The organism is Halorubrum salsamenti (assembly GCF_007671685.1).
In the GTDB taxonomy this organism is placed as follows: Archaea; Halobacteriota; Halobacteria; order Halobacteriales; family Haloferacaceae; genus Halorubrum; species Halorubrum salsamenti.
In genome coordinates, this window is record NZ_VCNL01000003.1 from 28,677 (window position 1) to 46,119 (window position 17,443).

15 protein-coding genes are annotated in these 17,443 nt (G+C 69.3%); 8 read left to right on the forward strand and 7 right to left on the reverse strand.

Going from position 1 to position 17,443, the window contains the following annotated elements:
- Positions 1 to 499 precede the first annotated feature (499 nt).
- Positions 500 to 1,135, forward strand: coding sequence for a halocyanin domain-containing protein (locus tag FGL94_RS09185; RefSeq protein ID WP_144923864.1), 636 nt, complete (start codon positions 500 to 502; stop codon positions 1,133 to 1,135).
- 33 nt (positions 1,136 to 1,168) lie between these two features.
- Here FGL94_RS09185 and FGL94_RS09190 read toward each other — a convergent pair whose 3' ends face one another.
- The gene (locus FGL94_RS09190; protein WP_144923867.1) at positions 1,169 to 2,218 is read right to left on the reverse strand and encodes a glycosyltransferase family 4 protein; all 1,050 of its coding nucleotides are present in this window, start codon (positions 2,216 to 2,218) and stop codon (positions 1,169 to 1,171) included.
- Positions 2,219 to 2,372: 154 nt separating this feature from the next.
- Here FGL94_RS09190 and FGL94_RS09195 point away from each other — a divergent pair, with 154 nt between their 5' ends.
- A complete protein-coding gene (locus tag FGL94_RS09195; RefSeq protein WP_144923869.1) occupies positions 2,373 to 4,232 on the forward strand; it encodes a S9 family peptidase in 1,860 nt (619 codons plus the stop codon).
- A gap of 68 nt (positions 4,233 to 4,300) precedes the next feature.
- Here the strand turns inward: FGL94_RS09195 and FGL94_RS09200 are convergent, their stop codons facing one another.
- Positions 4,301 to 5,086 (reverse strand): aldo/keto reductase, encoded by a 786-nt coding sequence (locus tag FGL94_RS09200; RefSeq protein ID WP_144924997.1) that lies wholly within the window; start codon positions 5,084 to 5,086, stop codon positions 4,301 to 4,303.
- Positions 5,087 to 5,264: 178 nt separating this feature from the next.
- Here FGL94_RS09200 and FGL94_RS09205 point away from each other — a divergent pair, with 178 nt between their 5' ends.
- Entirely contained in the window at positions 5,265 to 5,507 is a 243-nt protein-coding gene (locus FGL94_RS09205; RefSeq protein ID WP_144923872.1) for a hypothetical protein, read from the forward strand.
- 24 nt (positions 5,508 to 5,531) lie between these two features.
- Here the strand turns inward: FGL94_RS09205 and FGL94_RS09210 are convergent, their stop codons facing one another.
- From FGL94_RS09210 to FGL94_RS09220, 3 genes are all read right to left on the reverse strand, one after another.
- Positions 5,532 to 8,075, reverse strand: coding sequence for a heavy metal translocating P-type ATPase (locus FGL94_RS09210; protein WP_144923875.1), 2,544 nt, complete (start codon positions 8,073 to 8,075; stop codon positions 5,532 to 5,534).
- 3 nt (positions 8,076 to 8,078) lie between these two features.
- Positions 8,079 to 8,906: a sulfite exporter TauE/SafE family protein gene (locus FGL94_RS09215; protein ID WP_144923879.1), complete on the reverse strand. Its 828-nt coding sequence runs from the start codon at positions 8,904 to 8,906 to the stop codon at positions 8,079 to 8,081.
- Positions 8,907 to 8,993: 87 nt separating this feature from the next.
- Complete coding sequence (locus FGL94_RS09220; protein WP_144923882.1) at positions 8,994 to 9,419, reverse strand: cupredoxin domain-containing protein; 426 nt, start codon at positions 9,417 to 9,419, stop codon at positions 8,994 to 8,996.
- Between the two features lie 144 nt (positions 9,420 to 9,563).
- On the opposite strand from FGL94_RS09220, the gene pth2 reads away from it, so the two are divergent.
- The 3 genes from pth2 to FGL94_RS09235 all read left to right on the forward strand — a co-directional run bounded on the left by pth2 (position 9,564) and on the right by FGL94_RS09235 (position 12,019).
- Complete coding sequence (pth2, locus tag FGL94_RS09225; protein WP_144923885.1) at positions 9,564 to 9,902, forward strand: peptidyl-tRNA hydrolase Pth2; 339 nt, start codon at positions 9,564 to 9,566, stop codon at positions 9,900 to 9,902.
- Entirely contained in the window at positions 9,903 to 11,360 is a 1,458-nt protein-coding gene (gene truD / locus FGL94_RS09230) for a tRNA pseudouridine(13) synthase TruD (RefSeq protein WP_144923887.1), read from the forward strand.
- A 104-nt stretch (positions 11,361 to 11,464) separates the two neighbouring features.
- A complete protein-coding gene (locus tag FGL94_RS09235) occupies positions 11,465 to 12,019 on the forward strand; it encodes a GMP synthase subunit A (protein WP_144923890.1) in 555 nt (184 codons plus the stop codon).
- Positions 12,020 to 12,045: 26 nt separating this feature from the next.
- Here the strand turns inward: FGL94_RS09235 and FGL94_RS09240 are convergent, their stop codons facing one another.
- The gene (locus FGL94_RS09240; protein WP_144923892.1) at positions 12,046 to 12,243 is read right to left on the reverse strand and encodes an HVO_0649 family zinc finger protein; all 198 of its coding nucleotides are present in this window, start codon (positions 12,241 to 12,243) and stop codon (positions 12,046 to 12,048) included.
- Positions 12,244 to 12,308: 65 nt separating this feature from the next.
- A complete protein-coding gene (locus tag FGL94_RS09245; protein WP_144923895.1) occupies positions 12,309 to 12,794 on the reverse strand; it encodes a DUF7529 family protein in 486 nt (161 codons plus the stop codon).
- An 82-nt stretch (positions 12,795 to 12,876) separates the two neighbouring features.
- Between FGL94_RS09245 and FGL94_RS09250 the strand changes: the two genes are divergently transcribed.
- On the forward strand, positions 12,877 to 15,597 hold the full coding sequence (locus FGL94_RS09250; protein WP_144923898.1) for a dipeptide ABC transporter ATP-binding protein: 2,721 nt from the start codon (positions 12,877 to 12,879) through the stop codon (positions 15,595 to 15,597).
- Positions 15,598 to 15,702: 105 nt separating this feature from the next.
- Positions 15,703 to 17,427, forward strand: a complete 1,725-nt coding sequence (locus FGL94_RS09255; RefSeq protein WP_144923900.1) for an ABC transporter substrate-binding protein — start codon at positions 15,703 to 15,705, stop codon at positions 17,425 to 17,427.
- Positions 17,428 to 17,443 lie beyond the last annotated feature (16 nt).

Consider the following 17,443-nt stretch of genomic DNA (forward strand, 5'->3'; position numbering starts at 1 on the left):
GTGGGTTTTGCAGTTCGTCGGAGTTGATACGATATTTAAACGGCTGTGGGCGACAGCGACGATCGCTTATAAAGGAGGATGCGGTGGCGCGCCTGCGAGCGGCCGCCATCGGCGGCCGCGAGCTAGCCCGCGAGGGACGCCGCGAGCGGAGCGAGCGGCGAGGTTGGGGAGGTGTGAGGTGCTGTGCGGTGCGGCAGGGTGGGACTCAAAGGGGCGGCCACGAGGACGAAGCTCGGCGACGCAAGGACCGCAGGAACGAGCAACGCGAGTGACGAGGACCGCAGCGAGCCGCGCGAGTCCTCGCGGCCGGGGCTTTGGAGGTCGTCACCACAGCGTCGAATACTTATAAACCACCAACAGCAACACCCCGATCCGACTTATAAATGACCACACCACCACACTGAGAGACGTACTCCCGCCGTCGATCAGGGCATCGGTCGGGAGAGTTGACCACGCTCGGATCAACATATTCACTATAGGCCGTCACAAACCGGGGTGTATGAGCACGGACGACGTCTCTCGGCGCAGGTTCATCCGGACCGCCGGCGGCGCGGCCGGCGTCGCGGGAGCGACGGCGGCGACGACGGGGACCGCGGCGGCACAGGAGGAGCAGCCGGTCTGGCCGAGCGGGGCTGAAGGGAACGTCGGATCGTACCAAGACGCCCGCGGGGAGAGCGAGGTCACCGTTCAGGTCGGCGCCGGCGACCAGGGACTCGCTTTCGATCCGACCCTCCTGTGGGTCGACCCCGGCACGACGATCACGTGGGAGTGGACCGGGAACGGGGGCGACCACAACGTCCAAACGGTCGAGGGCGGCGGCCCGGCCAGCCTCGACAGCGGCGACCCGGTCGGCGAGGAGGGGTACACCTACGAGTACGAGACGAGCGAGGAGGACGTCGGAATCACCCACTACCACTGCGTTCCCCACACCGCGGTCGGCATGCACGGCGGCCTCGCCGTCGGCGGCGACATCGAGACGGAATCGACCGGCGGAGGCGGCGGGTCCGGCGCCGTGTTCGTCCCGCAGGGCGCCCGTGCGCTCAGCGTCGCGACGTTCGTCGCGATGATGAGCACGCTCGGGCTCGCGTTCGTCTTCATGAAGTACGGCGGCACGATCACGCAGGACGAGGAGTAGTCGCTCGTCGCGGTCCGCGCGGTTCTTCCGGTCTTATTCCTCGTTCAGGAGCTTTCGGTACGCGTCGACGACCCGGTCGAGCACCGCGTCGCGGTCGTAGGACGCGAAGTCGCGCTCGATCGACTTTCTGCCGAGGTCGCCGACGGCGACGAACTCGTCGGCGAGTTCGGCCGGACTCGTGACGAGCCGCCCGCGCCGGCGTCCCTCCACGAGCTCGTGGGCGCTCGAGTCGGCCTGGTACTCGACGAGGGCGACGCAGCCGCACGCCAGCGCCCACAGCAGATCGGTCGCGAACGTCTCCCACGTCGCCGTCGCCACCGCGACGTGGGTCCCCTTGAACAGCGCCACCCGCTCGCGGAGCGGGAGGTCGCCGAGGAACGACACCCGGTCGTCGATCCGGAGGTCGCTCGCCATCGATTCGATCCGAGCGCGCTCGGGCCCGTCGCCGACGATCGCGGCGGTCCAGTCCCGATCGCGAAGCTCCGCGAGCCCGAGCAGAAACGTCTCGACGTTGGCGTGGCGGTCCAGCCGCCGGGCGTACACCGCGTCGAACCGGTCGTCGACGCCGGCCGACTCGACGAGGTCGAAGTCGATGCTCTCGGGGATCACTCGAACGTCCTCGCCGGCGGCGCCCTGCTCGCGGACCCGCGTCTTGGTCGTCCGCGAGGGCGTCGTGACGACGTCGGCCCGCCGGGCGAGCAGCCGGTAGCGCCGGCGGGAGTCAGCGGGGTGGTCGCGCCACCAGTCGACGACGACGGGAGTCCGTGAGAGCGTGCCCGCGACGGTCGCGGCGATCCCGGGAGTCGGCGGGGTGTTGACCGCGTGGACCACGTCGGGATCCGCCCGGTGGAGCGCGAGCGGGAGCCGAGCCGCGAACGACGACGGCGACGGGTCGGCGGTCACCGAGCGGTAGGCGATCCCGTCGTCCTCGAACGCGTCGTGGTCCCCGCCCCACCAGCGGGCGCAGAGCCAGATCACGTCGTGGCCGCGCTCGGCGAGTCCCCGGGCGATCCGTCGCGTCCGCGATCGCGCCGGCGTGTCGCCGTGGCCGGGGGCGAAAAGCGAGACGAACGCGACGCGCATACGCCGACCGGATGGCTGGGGCGGATAAAAAGACACGGCATCCGGCGGGCGGGGGAAGAGTCGGAGGACGAGCGACCGACGGCGCGCGGGTCGCGGCCGTGCGATCGATGTTCCCACCCGAAACGGTTTCACATCACGGCGGGTATCGGGCCCCATGCACCGGTACGACATCGAGCGATACCTCAACGTACGGAACGCCGGCGGGGCGGATCTGGGACCCAACGGGCGGCTCTCGTTCCTGTTGAACACGACCGGAACCGGACAGGTGTGGTCGCTCGACGAACCGCTCGGGTGGCCCGAACAGCACACGTTCTTCGAGGAGTCGGTCTCGTTCGTCGACTCCTCGCCGGAGCGCGCGGAGGCCGTCTTCGGCATGGACGAGGGGGGCAACGAGCGCGCCCAGCTGTACCTGCTCAACTACGAGTCGGGCGAGATCACCGACCTCACGGATCGCCCGGAGGCGAAACACCGGTGGGGCGGCTGGGACGGCGATGGAGACCGCTTCGCGTTCGCCTCGAACCGCCGCGACGAGGCCGTCTTCGACGTGTACGTACAAGACCGGGACGCGACCGGCGGCGACGCCGAACTGGTGTACGAGGGCGACGGGTGGCTCTCCGTCGCCGGGTGGTCGCCGAGCGACGACCGGCTGATCGTCCACGAGGCGCACTCCTCGTTCGACCACGACGTGTACACGCTCGACGTCGCCAGCGGCGATCTGACCCACCACACGCCTCACGAGGGAGACGTCCGCTACGGCAGCCCGGAGTGGGGGCCCGACGGCGAGGGGCTCTACCTCGTCACCGACCGCGACAGCGACACGCTGCGCTTGGAGCGGCTCGACCTCGCCAGCGGCGAGTTCTCGGTCGTGGCGTCCGGCGAAGACGGACCCGACGGGGACGACGACGGCGACGCGCCCGCGAAGCCCGGCGACGACGGCTGGAACGTCGACGGCGTCGCGGTCCACGAGGAGTCCCGACGCGTGGTCTACTCGCGCAACGTCGACGGCTACACCGAGATCACGGTCGGAGAGCTGGTCGAGCCGGACCGGGTCGATCCGTTCCCGACACCCGACCTCCCCGAGGGCGTCGCCGGCGGCGTGAGCTTCAGCCCGGACGGGGACCGCTTCGCGATCACCGCGACCGGCAGCACCCACAACGCGAACGTGTACGTCGTCGACGCGACGACCGGCGAGAGGGAGCGCTGGACCGCCGCCTCGACCGCCGGGATCCCGCCGGACACGTTCGTCGAGCCCGAACTCGTCCACTACCCCACGTTCGACGGCCGGGAGATCCCCGCGTTCTTCTCCGTCCCGGAGACGGAGTCGCCCGAAGACGGCTACCCCGTGGTCGTCGATATCCACGGCGGCCCCGAGTCGCAGCGCCGTCCCTCCTTCGCCTCGGTCAAGCAGTACCTGCTGAACAACGGCTACGCCGTCTTCGAGCCGAACGTCCGCGGGTCCTCGGGATACGGCAAGGCGTACGCCGCACTCGACGACGTGGAGAACCGGATGGACTCGGTCGCGGACGTCCGGGCGGGCGTGGAGTGGCTCCACGATCACCCCGAGGTCGACCCCGACAGCGTCGTCGCCATGGGCGGCTCCTACGGCGGCTTCATGGTACTCGCGGCGCTCACCGAGTACCCCGAGCTGTGGGCCGCCGGCGTCGACGTCGTCGGTATCGCGAACTTCGTGACGTTCTTAGAGAACACCGGCGACTGGCGACGTGCCCTGCGGGAGGCCGAGTACGGGTCGCTGGAGGGGGATCGGGAGTTCCTCGAGTCGATCTCACCGATCAACAACATCGAGGCGATCGAGGCGCCGCTGTTCGTCCTCCACGGCGCGAACGACCCGCGGGTGCCCGTCGGCGAGGCCGAACAGATCGTCGAGGAGGCGCGCGAACAGGGCGTCCCCGTCCGGAAGCTGATCTTCGACGACGAGGGGCACGGCTTCTCGAAGCTGGAGAACCGCATCGAGGCGTACCGCGCGATCGTCGACTTCCTCGCGGAGCACGTCTGACTCGACAGTCGTTCGCCGAGGCTTTCGTGTCGGCCGTCCGCCCGGACCGTCCGGAGACGGCCGCTTATTTACCAGTCCGGACCGAAGTCCGGGTTCAGCTGGCGGTCGGTCCGCCCGAGGGTGTCGATCGTCTCGACGTCCTCGTCGTCCAGTTCGAGCCCGAGGCTCGCGAGGTTGTCGCGGAGGTGGTCCTCGCCGGTCGCCTTCGGGATGGCGGTGACGCCCTTCGCGCGGAGCCACGCGAGGCTCACCTGCGCCGCGCTGACGCCGTGCTTCTCGGCGATGTCGGCGATGGTCGGGTCGTCGAGGATCTTCCCGCGGGCGAGCGGCGAGTAGCCGACGAGTTCGACGTCGTTGGCGTCGGCGTACTCGCGCAGCTCCGCCTGTCGGAGCAGCGGGTGACACTCCACCTGGTTCGCGAACGGCGCCTCGCCGAGGGCGTCGGTCGCGGCGTCGAGGTGGTGCGGCTCGAAGTTCGAGACGCCGATCCGGTCGATCAGGCCGTCGTCGCGGAGCTCCGCGAACGCGGGCAGCGTCTCCTCGGGGTCGTACTCGCCGGCCGGCCAGTGGACGTACAGCAGGTCGACGTACCCGGTGTCGAGCTTCTGAAGGCTCTCTCGGGTCGAGGCGGCCACGTCCTCGGGCGCGAGGCTGTCGATCCACACCTTCGTGGCGAGGAACACGTCGTCGCGGTCCACGTCCGCGGCCGTGACCCCCTTGCCCACGGCGGCCTCGTTACCGTAGATCTGGGCCGTGTCGACGTGGCGGTAGCCCGCTTCGAGAGCGGTCTTGACGGAGTCGGCACACTGCGAGGGATCGTCGTTCTCCCACGTTCCGAGCCCGAGCGCCGGCATCCCGTCGTTGGTGGGGACGCCGAAAGACCGCGGCTCCTGTGACATACGTGAGAGTACTCGCGTGAGCCGAAAGTCGCTTGCGGTCCCGGCGGTCGATCGGGGGATCGTATCCGTGGTTATCGGGAGACGAGAACCGACGAGACGGCTTTATTCGCGGCCGTTAAAGCTCAAACGAGGGATGGTGAGCCGCTACGACAAACAGCTGATAGCGATGGCCGCCCTCCTGCTCGCCGGCGCGGCCGTGGGGCTCCATCCAGCGGTAGCGCTTCAGCAGGGGCTCGCAGCTGGAAGCGCCGCGTCCACGCTGGTTCTGTACGAGGCCCTGTTCCGGAATCCGCCGACCGAACCGGCTCGACATCGGAACGTGGCCCTGAGCATCGCCGGACTCGGCTGGCTCGTCACCCTCGTACTGGCGCTTTGACACCCGACCACCGAGATCGTGTGCTCACTTCAGCAGCGCCCGCGAGGAGTTCGTCACGACGAGCAGGCTGGAGGCTCCCATCGCGACCGCGGCGAAAAGCGGATTGAGGAGACCGGTCACCGCGAGCGGGATCGCGACCGCGTTGTAGCAGAACGCCCAGCCGATGTTCCCCTTCACGCGCCGGCCCGCGGCCCGCGAGAGCTCGAAGACGGTCGCCACGGAGTCGAGATCATCGTCGACGATCGCCACGTCGGCCGCGTCGGCCGCCATCGCGGTCCCGCCGCCGAGCGCGACGCCGAGGTCCGCCGCGGCGAGCGCGGGCGCGTCGTTGGTGCCGTCGCCGACCATCACCGTTCGCCCGCGCGCCTTCAGCCGCTCGACCGTCTCGGCTTTCCCCTCCGGCGGCACGCCAGCGAACACCGACGAGACCGCGTCGTGCTCGCTGAAGACGGTCGCCGCGCGCTCGTCGTCGCCCGTCAACACGACCACCTCGACGCCCGAGTCGGCCAGCTCGGTCACGGTCTCCGCCCACCCCTCGCGCAGCTCGTCGCCGACAACGACGACCCCCTCCGCCGCGCCGTCGCGTCCGACGGCGACCGGGACGCGCCCCACGTCGCGCGCCGTAGCGACCGCCTCGCGGATCTCCTCGGGGACCGTCCACCCGCGCTCGTCGAACAGGTCCGGGTGGCCGACGACGACCTCGACGCCGTCGACGACGCCGGAAACGCCGCGGGCGTGGCTCTCGAAGTCGGCGACCGCGAGGGCGTCGCCGTCGTCGGTTTCCGCCGACTTCACCTGCCCGCCGTCGGCGGCCGCGGGCGACCCGGTGCGGGAGCCCGACGCGGCGCCGGCGTCTCCGAGCGCGCCGTCGGTGGCGCGCGCCACAGCGATGGCCTGCCCGACCGGGTGCGCCGAGCGCTCCTCGACGGCGGCGGCGAGCCGGAGCAGGTCGTCGTCGATATCGGAGGAGACGACCCGCATCTCGCCGGTGGTGAGCGTCCCCGTCTTGTCGAAGACGACGGTGTCGGCGCCGCGGAGGCGCTCGAAGACGGTGTCGTCGAAGATCACGATGGAGCGTTCGAGCGCGTCGCGGATCCCGGCCGCGACCGCGAGCGGGGTCGCGAGCCCGAGCGCGCACGGGCACGAGACGATGAGCACCGTGAGCCCGACGAGCATCGCCTCCGTCACTCCGTTCCCGAGCGCGAGGTTGGCGCCCGCGGCGAGGAGCGCGACCGCGAGCACGACCGGGACGAATATCGTCGCCAGCCGGTCGGCGAGCTTCTGGACGCCGTGGTTCCCGCTCTGGAGGTCCCAGACGAGCTCGGCGACGCGGTCGAGGCTGGAGGTCGCGTCCGGGCCGACCTCGACCGTCAGCGACCCGTCCGCGACCACGGAGCCGCCGACCACGGCATCTCCGGGCGTCTTCCGGACCGGCATCGACTCGCCCGTGACGACCGACTCGTCGACGGCGGCGTCGCCCGCGACCGCCTCGCCGTCGGCCGGAACCCGCTCGCCGGCGCGCACGAGCAGGCGGTCGCCGGGCGCGAGGTCGTCGATGGCGACCTCCTCGGTCTCGCCGGCGGCGCTTCCACCGCCGTCCGCGCCCCCGCCGTCACCGACGATCCGCCGAGCGCTGTCGACCTGCACCGCGGTGAGATCGGAGAGGAGTTCGGTCGCCCGCTTTTTGATCGAGTCCTCGTAGTGGTTGCCGACGGTGACGATCACGATGATCGCGACGGTCACGTCGTAGTAGATCGACGGCGACTCGACGAATATCACGGCGAGCGTGCTGTAGACGTACGCGCTGAGCGCCGCGAGCGCGACGAGTAAGTCCATGTTCGGCGACCGGGTCTTCGCGCTGACGTACGCGCCCCTGAGTATCGGCTTCCCGGTGACGAACAGGACCACCGTCGTCAGCACGGCGATCACGATGAAGAAGTACGTCCCCGAGGAGGAGGCCATCGCTTCGTTGAGGTACTCCAAGGTGCGCTCGTTGTAGAACGGGAACGCGAAGTACGTCGGGTAGATGATGACGATGTACTGGAGCATCACCGCCATCCCCACGAGCACGCCGGCCGCGAGCCGCGCCGTCGCCATGTTGTCCGCCTGTCGGCGCGAGAAGGCGTCGTCGCGGTCGTACGCGCTGTATCCGAGCCCGCTCACCGCCTCCGAGAGGTCGTCGGTGGAGACCGCGTCGGGGTCGTGGTCGATCCGCACCGTGTCGGTGACGTAGCTCGCGCTCGCGGCGCTGACCCCCTCGTTCTCGGTCGCGACCGTCTCGATGAACGCCTCGCAGGTGGCGCAGTGCATCCCGTCGACTTCGAGGAACGTCGCCTCGTGGTCGGCGGGGACCTCGGCCTCGTCGGCGGCGCCGCCGCCAGCGTCGCCGGTCTCGCCCTCGCTGCCCTCACGCCGCCGTTCGCGCACCGCGTCCGCGTCGACGTCGACGTCGCCGAGCGTCTCGTACACGTCCCGACAGCCCGTACAGCAGAACTCGTTGCCCTCGTCGTCGACCACGTCGACGCCGTCGGTCGGGAGCTCACAGAGGGTGCAGTCGGGCGCGCTCATGGGTTAGTGACCCCCCGCGGCCGCGACGTCGATCGGGTTCCAGAAGGGCAGGCTCGGGTGCGGCACGTGGACGCCGACCGCCATCAGCCCGTGCGCGAACAGGACGTAGCCGAGCGCCACGAACACGACGCCGAGCAGTCGGTGAACTCGGCGACGGTGGACCGCGTCGACGCTCTCGATGACCGTGCCGTAGAGGAAGACGGCCGGCATCGTCCCGACGCCGAGCGCGCCGAGCGCGAGCGCGCCGCTGACGGCGGAGCCGCTGGCGAACGCGTAGAGGTACGCCGGGTAGAGGATCGGACACGGGAGCAGCCCGTGGACCGCGCCGAGCCCGACGATTCCGGGGCCGTTGGCGAGCCGGTCGACGTGGCCCGTGAGCCAGCCGGAGACCCGGTCGAGTCCGGGGAGGTGGATCCCGCCGGTCGCGCCGCCGAGCGCGTACCGGACCCCGACCAAGATTACGGCCGCGCCGACGACGAGACCGACGGCGCCGCGGACCGCCTCCGCCGCGCCGGTCAGCGTCGCCGTCGTGACGAGGACGGCCCCGCCGAGCGCGCCGAGCGCCGCGCCGATGGTCGCGTAGCTCGCGGCGCGTCCGAGGTTGAACAGCGCGTGTTGGCGGACCTCGTAGGTCGTCAGGTGGCTCCCGCGGCGGTCGGCAGTCGCGCCGGCGGTAGGCGCTCCGCCGTCGGCGCGCTCGCTCCCGTCGCCCATCCGACCGGCGTACACCGTGACGAGCGGGCCGCACATCCCGATGCAGTGGGCGCCACCGAGCAGCCCGATGGCGAGAAACAGCAGAACATCGGTCCCGAGAAGCGGTGAGAGGTCCATGAGTCGAGTCACCTGCGGTTGGAGTCGCGCGTGCTAATGGGTTTCGTCGCCCGGGGGAGAACGCGGTCGGGTCGGTGCGCTCGCACGTCACTCCTCCACGAGGACGGTTCCGACCATCCCCCCGGTCTCGTGGGGGATACAGACGTACGCGTAGCGGCCGGCGACCTCGAAGGTGTGCGAGTAGCGGTCGCCGTTCTCCAAGCGACCCCCGAAATTCCCGGCCCAGCTCTCACGGGCCGCCTCCTCGCCGTCGTAGCCGCCCGAGGCGAAGTATTCGGCCTCGTCAGGAATCGCGCTCTCGTAGGCGGTGACCGTGTGGCCGCGCGCGCTCGTGTTCTCCCAGACGACGGTGTCGCCGACGGCGACCGTCACCTCGGCCGGCTGAAACGCGGACGCCATCATCCCCACGTCGTAGCCCGGCTCGCCGCCGACGCCGGCACAGCCGGCGAACCCCGTCAGCGCGCCGACGCTCGCGACGGTGCCGGTCCGCCGGAGAAACCGTCTGCGGTGCATGGTCATGCTGCGTGCCTCAGGCGTTTCAATACCGCGGTTGACCCCACCGAATGAGAACCGCAGCAGGTCGCCCGTCGACCGCCGATCGGACGAAGCGACCGGTGAGAGACAAACGCTAAACCCGCGGCGGCGGTGGAGAGAGACATGAAACAGGCCATCGTCGCCCGCACCGACATCGGGATGGGCGAAGGGAAACTCGCCGCGCAGGTCGCGCACGCGTCGCTGTCGGCGTACCAAGACGCGGGGCGACGGGTCCGTAAGAAGTGGCAGGGAGAGGGACAAAAGAAGGTCGTGCTCAAGGGCGAGTCCGAGAGCCAGCTGTTCGAGCTGGCCGACAAGGCCGACAGGGAGGGGATCCCGTACGCGATCGTCCGCGACGCCGGCCACACCCAACTGGAGCCGGGGACCGTCACCGCGCTCGCCGTGGGTCCCGCCCGCGACGACACCGTCGACCGCGTGACCGGCGACCTCTCGCTGTACTAGATGGCGCCGTCAACTCCCCTCCGCGAGGCGCACCCGGCCGAGCGCGCCGCGGGCATCGACCACTACGTCAGCGACGCCGACGGGATCGGCGGCCGGCTCCGCGAGTCGCCAGAGGACTTCCGGGTCCGCGAGCTCGAGGCGTTCGAGCCGGAACCGCTCGGCGCGGAGGCCGGGAGCTACCCCGAGCTCGTCGTCCGCGTCACGCTCCGCGACTGGGACACGAACGACTTCGCGCGTCGAGTCTCCGACGCTCTCGGGATCAGCCGCGAGCGCGTCTCGTGGGCGGGGACGAAGGACAAGCGCGCCGTCACCACCCAGCTGTTCACGCTCCGCGAGGTCGACCCCGACGACCTCCCCGAGATCCGCGGCGCCGAGATCGAGGCCCTCGGCCGCGCCGGCCGCGGGCTCTCGTTCGGCGACCTCGCGGGCAACGCGTTCGAGATCCGGGTCGCCGACGCCGTTCCCGAGGCACCCGAGCGCGTCGCCGACGCGGTGAGCGACCTGCGGGCGTTCGGAGGCGACGGGAGAGGGTCGGCGGCAAGCGACTCGACCGACGGCGACTCCGCCGGCGTCGGCGTCCCCAACTACTTCGGCCAGCAGCGGTTCGGGAGCCGGCGTCCCGTCACCCACCGCGTCGGGCTCGCGGTCGTCCGCGACGACTTCCGCGAGGCGGTGCGGCTGTACGCCGGCAACCCCTCGGAGACGGAGCCGGACGACACCCGCGCCGCGCGCGATCGCGTCGACGCCGCGTTCGGCGTGGAAGGGGAATCCGCCCCCGCCGCCGACGGCACCGGCGACGGCGACTGGGAGGCCTGCCTCGACGCGATCCCGGGCAAGCTCCGGTTCGAGCGCTCGATGGTCCATCGGCTCGCCGAGCGCGGCGTGGCCCCCGACGCGCCGCCGGACGGCGACGACTGGCGGCACGCGCTGGAGGCGGTCCCCTCGAACCTCCAGCGGCTCTTCGTCAACGCCGCGCAGTCGTTCCTCTTCAACCGGGTCCTGAGCGAGCGCCTTCGCCGCGGGCTCCCGTTCGACCGCCCGGTCGCCGGCGACGTGGTCTGCTTCGCCGACGGCGACGCCCCCGACGAGCTGTACGCGCCCGACACGGACCGGCTCCAGCGGGTCGACGAGGACCGGGTCTCCGTCGTCACCCGACACTGCGAGCGCGGCCGGGCGTTCGTCACCGCGCCCCTCGTCGGCACGGAGACGGACCTCGGCGACGGCGATCCCGGCGAGATCGAGCGCGAGGTCCTCGCCGACGCCGGGATCGAGCCCGGCGACTTCGCGCTCCCCGGCGAGTTCGACTCGTCGGGCACCCGGCGGGCGATCCTCCTCCGGAGCGACCTCGACGTGACGTTCGACGACGGCGACCCGCGGTTCGCGTTCGCGCTCCCGAGCGGGTCGTACGCGACGGTCCTGCTCCGAGAGTTCACCAAAAGCGGGCCGCTCGACCTCTAGTCGATCCACGTTCGTGTATCATCGTGTAGTTTTAGCGTCCAAAACCACCACGATACTGCGATACGTTCCGAGCCGCTTTTGTGCGGGAGCCGTCAATCGCCGCCATGACCCGGATCGTCGTCATCGACCTCCACGGCCAGTTCACCCACCTCGAACGGCGGGCGCTCCGCGACGTGGGCGTCGACACCGAGATCGTCTCGGCGGACACGCCCCCGTCGGAGCTCGACGCCGACGGCATCGTCCTCTCGGGCGGCCCCGACATGGACCGCGTCGGCAACGCCCCCGACTACCTCGATCTGGACGTTCCCGTCCTCGGCATCTGTCTCGGGATGCAGCTGATCGCTGTCGAGCGCGGCGGCACGGTCGGCGGCGGCGACTACGGCGGCTACGCCGACGTCGACGTGGAGATCACCGACGAAGAGGACCCGCTCGTCGGTTCGCTGGCCCCGGAGACGCGCGTCTGGGCCTCCCACGCCGACGAGGTGACCGAGGTCCCCGAGGGGTTCGTCCGGACCGCGACCTCCGACGTCTGCGACGTGGAGGCGATGTCGAACCCCGACGCGGGGCTGTACGGCGTTCAGTGGCACCCCGAGGTCGCCCACACCGAGCGGGGCGAGGAAGTGTTCGAGAACTTCGTCGCGGTCTGTGAGTCCGCGTAGGCGGTCGACCTCGACCGGTTCCCTTCTCAGAGCCGATACAATCGAACGCGCTCGGTCCCGCAGCTCGGGCACTCCCGGCGGTACTCGACCGTCGCGCCCGTCGTCACCGCCTCCCACGTCCCCCCCTCGTCGACGAATCCGCACTCCTCGCAGGCGTAGGACTGCCCGTCGAGCCGCGCGCGGAGCCGATCGAACGCCGATGTGCCGCCATAGCTGGATGACATGCGTTAACGTTACACGGCATCACGTGAATAGTTAACGGTGGTCGTGAAACGGCCGTCCGGAGGCGTCACTCGCCGGTTTCCGGCAGGAACGGTGCCGGGTCGTTGTGGACGAACTCCACCGTGTCGTCGTTCAGTCGGCGACAGAAGAGCGTCACCGTCCCCTCCTCTCTGATCGACTCGATCGTCTCCGCGGCCGCGCTCGGGTCGTAGTACGCGGGGACGAACACGGCCGTCTCGGTCTCCGGATCGGTCTCGACGACAAGCAGGTACATCAGCCCGTCGCCCTCGGCGCGGAACACCTCGACGTCTCGGAAGGACCGCTCCTCGACGAGCGATTCGAGGTTCTCGAACTCGGGACCCGGGAGGACGACGTCGATCCCGGTTCGGCGGTCCGAGTCGACGAGGACCGAGTCGCCGGGGTGGAGTTCAAGCGTCGTCCACCCGCCGTCTCGGTACTCCGCGGCGGTCGCTTCCATGTCTTCGATGACCGCTGGCCAGCCCTCTCTGGCCTGTACGTTGGGAGTGACGCCGTCCCCAGAGGATTCGCCCATACCGGGAGACGTTCGGGGGAGGCCATAAAAGGTTCCCACCACTCCCAAAGATATTTTCCTTTGAGGTGCGCTACCGCTGGTAGTGACTAACCTCCTTTCACTTTCGACGCTCCGCACCCAGTTCAAAACTGAACGGGGTGCGGTCAAGGCCGTCGACGGCATCGACCTCACGATAGAACAGGGTGAAACCGTCGGCCTCGTCGGCGAGTCCGGATCCGGAAAAAGCGTTACCGCCCTCTCCGCGATGGATCTCGTCGACGATCCGGGCGAGGTCGTCGGCGGCCGGATCGCCCTCGCCGACGCCGCGCTCGCGGCCTCCCTCCTCGACGAGTTCGACGGCGCGTACGTCCCGTACCCCTCCGAACTGATCGACGCGCTCGCGGCCGTCACCAGCGACCTCCGTGCCGGACAGCGCGTCTCCGACACTCCGGCAGAGCTTCGCGGTATGGCCGACGACCTCGCCGCCGACGCGGATCCCGCAGATCTCGCGGCCGACCTCCGACGCGCGGCCGACCGCCTCGAGGACCGCGACGGCCCCGAGGACGTGGGCGACGAACTCGCTGCGGCGGTCGACGAGGCCGTCGACGGCTTCGTCTACCTCGACGACGGTTCCCGCGCACGGATCCGCGACGGAGCCGACCCGAGCGACATCGACATCGACGAGGGCATCGTCGACGTGACGGCCGCTCCCGAAGCGGCCGTCCGCCGAATCCGCGGGGGAGAGATGGGGATGATCTTCCAGGACCCGATGACCTCGCTCAATCCGGCGATCACCGTCGGCGAACAGATCGCCGAGTCGCTGCGGCTCCATCGGTACGGCGGTCAGAAGAGAGACACCTGGCTCAACGGTATCAACGAGATCCTCCCGAAGATCGGGGGGCGGGACGGCGACGAAGAGGTGATGGACGAGGTAGTCAGGATGCTTCAGGCGGTCGGCATCCCGGAGGCGAAACAGCGCCTGGACGACTATCCACACGAGTTCTCCGGCGGGATGCGCCAGCGCGTGCTCGTCGCGATCGCGCTCGCCTGCCAGCCGAACCTCCTCATCGCTGACGAGCCGACGACCGCGCTCGACGTGACGATCCAGGCGCAGATTCTCGATCTGATCGACGACCTTCAGACGGAGTTCGGGATGTCCGTCCTGATGATCACCCACGACCTCGGCGTCGTGGCCGAGACCTGCGACCGCGTGGCCGTGATGTACGCCGGCGAGATCGTCGAGGAAGGCCCCGTCGAGGAGATCTTCGCTAACCCCAGCCACCCCTACACCTACACGCTGCTCGAGTCGATCCCGACCGAGGACAAGAAGCGGCTGACGCCGATCGAAGGGAACGTTCCCGATCTGATCGACATGCCCGAGGGATGCCACTTCGCGCCGCGCTGTCCGTGGGCCGAGCCCCAGTGCCGCGAGGGGGAGATCCCGTTCCTCCAGCACGGCCCGGGGGATGTCGACCATCGGTCGAAGTGCGTCCACGACGAGTTCGACAAGGCCGCGTACGGAACCGATGGCGTCGAAGTCGGCGCCAGGTCGGCCATCGGCGACCCGATCGTCGAGGTCCGCGAGATGCGGAAGTACTACCAACAGGAAGAGGGCGCACTCGACCGGGTGCTCGGCGGCGGCGATCCGAGCGTCAAGGCCGTCGACGGGATCGACTTCGACGTGCGTGAGCGAGAGACGCTGGGGCTCGTGGGCGAGTCCGGTTGCGGGAAGTCCACCGCGGGGCGAGCGATCCTCCACCTGGACCCGCCGACCGACGGCACCGTCGTCTTCGCCGGCGAGGAGCTCGGGTCACTCTCGAAGTCCGAGCTTCGGAAGCGTCGGAAGGACATGCAGATGGTGTTCCAGGACCCGATGTCGAGTCTGGACCCACGGATGACGGCCGGACAGACGATCATGGAGCCGCTGAAGATCCACGACCTCGCCGAGGGACGCCGCCGCGAGCGCGTCTTCGAGCTGATGGACGCGGTCGGGCTGGAGCGCGGGCAGTTCGGTCGATACCCTCACGAGCTCTCCGGCGGCCAGCGCCAGCGAGTCGGTATCGCACGGGCACTGGCGGTGGATCCCGACTTCATCGTCGCCGACGAGCCGGTGTCGGCGCTCGACGTCTCCGTCCAGGCGCAGATCATCAACCTCCTGGAGGACCTCCAAGAGGAGTTCGGACTCACCTTCCTGTTCATCGCTCACGACCTGAGCGTCGTTCGCCACATCTCCGACCGAGTGGCCGTGATGTACCTCGGGCAGATCGTCGAGGTCGCCGAGACGGACGAACTGTTCGAGACGCCGAAACACCCCTACACGAGGGCGCTGTTGTCCGCGATTCCGGAGCCGGACCCCCTTGCTGACACGGGCGACCGAACGATCCTCAAGGGGGACGTCCCGTCGCCGATCGATCCGCCCTCCGGCTGCCGGTTCCGCACGCGGTGTCCGTCGATCATTCCGCCGGACGGACTAGACATCGACCAAGAGCGATACCGGGAGGTGATGTTCTACCGACAGCGTCTGGAGTCCAGGGACATCGACCTCGACGCCATCGAGTCGGAGGTCCGTATCGAGGACGAATCGGTGACGACCGCCGTCGCCGACGGCGGCGAACACCCGACTCTCTTCGAGTACTTCTTTGACGGTCCCCTCTCGGGAGAGGCCCGAGCGGTCGTCGCCGAATCCTTCGAGCATCTCAAAAACGATCGGTGGGAAGAGGCCGAGGCCACCCTGCGCGAGACCTTCGAGAGCGTCTGCGAGCGATCCAATCCCGCACTCGACGAGAGCGCCCATCCCGCCGCCTGTCACCTCCACGACGATTGATCCGCCCGACAAACAAACGCGTGACCACTCGGACAGAGTTTCTTCCGTGGTTCCGTCCTTATTGTCCACCAGAATTATCTAGGTGGCTGATTTATCCGTCAACGTATGTCCCCTGATACCACAGGAACCTCACGACGGAGCTTCTTGCAACGAGCGGGCGGCGCGACGGTCGCCACGGCGTCCGTGGCCTCCCTCGCCGGCTGCGGCGGAAACGGCGGCGACGGCGGCGACGGCGGAAACGGCAGTGACGGCGACGACGGCGGAGACGGCACCGACGGCGACGACGGCACCGACGGCGACGACGGCGACACGACGTCGCTCCGCTACGGCCGCGGCGCTCACTCCAGCACGCTCGACCCGCAGAACACCACCAGCGGCGAGGTCGCGAAGGTGACCAACCAAGCGTACGAAGGACTGATCTCGTTCCAAGTCGGCGAGGCGTCACTCACGGAGTCGCTCGCCACCGACTGGTCGATGGACGGCGAGTCGGTGACGCTCACGCTGCGGGAGGACGTGACCTTCCACGACGGGTCGGACTTCACCGCCGACGACTTCATCGCCACCTATCGGCGCTTCGTCGACGACGACTACGAGTACCACTTCGAGGACGCCTCCGCGTACGGGCCGTTCACGCTGGGCAACTGGATCGAGAGCGTCGAGGCGCCGAGCGACTACGAGCTATCGATCACGCTGACCCAGACGTACGCGCCGTTCCTCCGCAACCTCGCGATGTTCGCGGCCGTCGTCATCTCCCAAGACGCGATCGAGGGCGACACGAACCTCGATGACGAGATGGTCGGTACCGGTCCGTTCCAGCTCGAGAACCTCGACGACGCCAACAATCGGATCCGGCTCACCGCCTACGACGACTACTGGGGAGAGAGCCCGAACGTCGACGAGGTGCTGTTCCTCACTCGCGGCCAGAACTCCACGCGTGCACAGGCGCTCGTGGAGGAGGAACTCGACATCATCGACGGGCTCGATCCCGACAGCATGCAGATCATCGAGGGGTCCGACAGCGCCGAGAACCGGACGGCGACGGGAATCAACATCGGGTACATGGCGTTTAACCTCTCGCGCGTCGAGCCGTTCCGCGACCGCCGGGTCCGCCGCGCGATCAGTTACGCCATCGACACCCAGGCGATCGTCGAGAACATTTACTCGGGGATCGCAACGCAGGCCGACCAGCCGATCCCGCCCGCGCTGTTCGGCCACAACGACGACATCAGCCCCTACGAGTACGACCCCGATCAGGCGCAGAGCCTGCTCGAAGAGGCCGGCTACGGCGACGGGTTCTCGTTCTCGCTGACCACGTTCCAGAACCCCCGCGGGTACAACCCCGCGCCGCTCCCGACCGCCGAGACGATCCGGTCGAACCTCTCGGAGATCGGCATCGAGGTGTCGATCGACGACCGACAGTTCTCCGACTACCTCACGTACACCAGCCAGGGGCGCCACGACGCGACGCTCGCGGGCTGGTACACCGACAACGCCGACCCCGACAACTTCTGTTACGTCCTCATGCACCCGCAGACCGAGGCGCCGGAGGGGCAAGACTGGGTGTCCTGGGACACCGAGGGATTCAACACCTCGAACAACGCCGCGTGGGCCAACAGCGAGTACATGAGCGCCGTCGAGGAGGCCCAGCGGACCACGAATCAGGAGGACCGAGCCGCGCTGTACCAGGAGGCCGCCCAGATCGCACACGACGAGGCGCCGTGGGTGTTCATCGACTACGCCGACGAGGTTCGCGGCGTGTCCAACAGCGTGAGCAACTACACCGTCGCCGCGATAGGCGGACCGTACCTCGAAGCGGTCGAACTCGAGTAACGAGAACCGAACACAG

Excerpts from the sequence above, each read along its gene's own strand:
- FGL94_RS09200 (WP_144924997.1), bottom strand. The coding sequence starts at position 5,086 with ATGCCGGCGCTCGGGCTCGGAACGTGGGAGAACGACGATCCCTCGCAG.
- FGL94_RS09210 (WP_144923875.1), bottom strand. The coding sequence starts at position 8,075 with ATGAGCGCGCCCGACTGCACCCTCTGTGAGCTCCCGACCGACGGCGTC.
- FGL94_RS09215 (WP_144923879.1), bottom strand. The coding sequence starts at position 8,906 with ATGGACCTCTCACCGCTTCTCGGGACCGATGTTCTGCTGTTTCTCGCC.
- FGL94_RS09185 (WP_144923864.1), top strand. The coding sequence starts at position 500 with ATGAGCACGGACGACGTCTCTCGGCGCAGGTTCATCCGGACCGCCGGC.
- pth2 (WP_144923885.1), top strand. The coding sequence starts at position 9,564 with ATGAAACAGGCCATCGTCGCCCGCACCGACATCGGGATGGGCGAAGGG.
- truD (WP_144923887.1), top strand. The coding sequence starts at position 9,903 with ATGGCGCCGTCAACTCCCCTCCGCGAGGCGCACCCGGCCGAGCGCGCC.
- FGL94_RS09235 (WP_144923890.1), top strand. The coding sequence starts at position 11,465 with ATGACCCGGATCGTCGTCATCGACCTCCACGGCCAGTTCACCCACCTC.
- FGL94_RS09240 (WP_144923892.1), bottom strand. The coding sequence starts at position 12,243 with ATGTCATCCAGCTATGGCGGCACATCGGCGTTCGATCGGCTCCGCGCG.
- FGL94_RS09195 (WP_144923869.1), top strand. The coding sequence starts at position 2,373 with ATGCACCGGTACGACATCGAGCGATACCTCAACGTACGGAACGCCGGC.
- FGL94_RS09255 (WP_144923900.1), top strand. The coding sequence starts at position 15,703 with ATGTCCCCTGATACCACAGGAACCTCACGACGGAGCTTCTTGCAACGA.
- FGL94_RS09205 (WP_144923872.1), top strand. The coding sequence starts at position 5,265 with ATGGTGAGCCGCTACGACAAACAGCTGATAGCGATGGCCGCCCTCCTG.
- FGL94_RS09220 (WP_144923882.1), bottom strand. The coding sequence starts at position 9,419 with ATGCACCGCAGACGGTTTCTCCGGCGGACCGGCACCGTCGCGAGCGTC.
- FGL94_RS09190 (WP_144923867.1), bottom strand. The coding sequence starts at position 2,218 with ATGCGCGTCGCGTTCGTCTCGCTTTTCGCCCCCGGCCACGGCGACACG.
- FGL94_RS09245 (WP_144923895.1), bottom strand. The coding sequence starts at position 12,794 with ATGGGCGAATCCTCTGGGGACGGCGTCACTCCCAACGTACAGGCCAGA.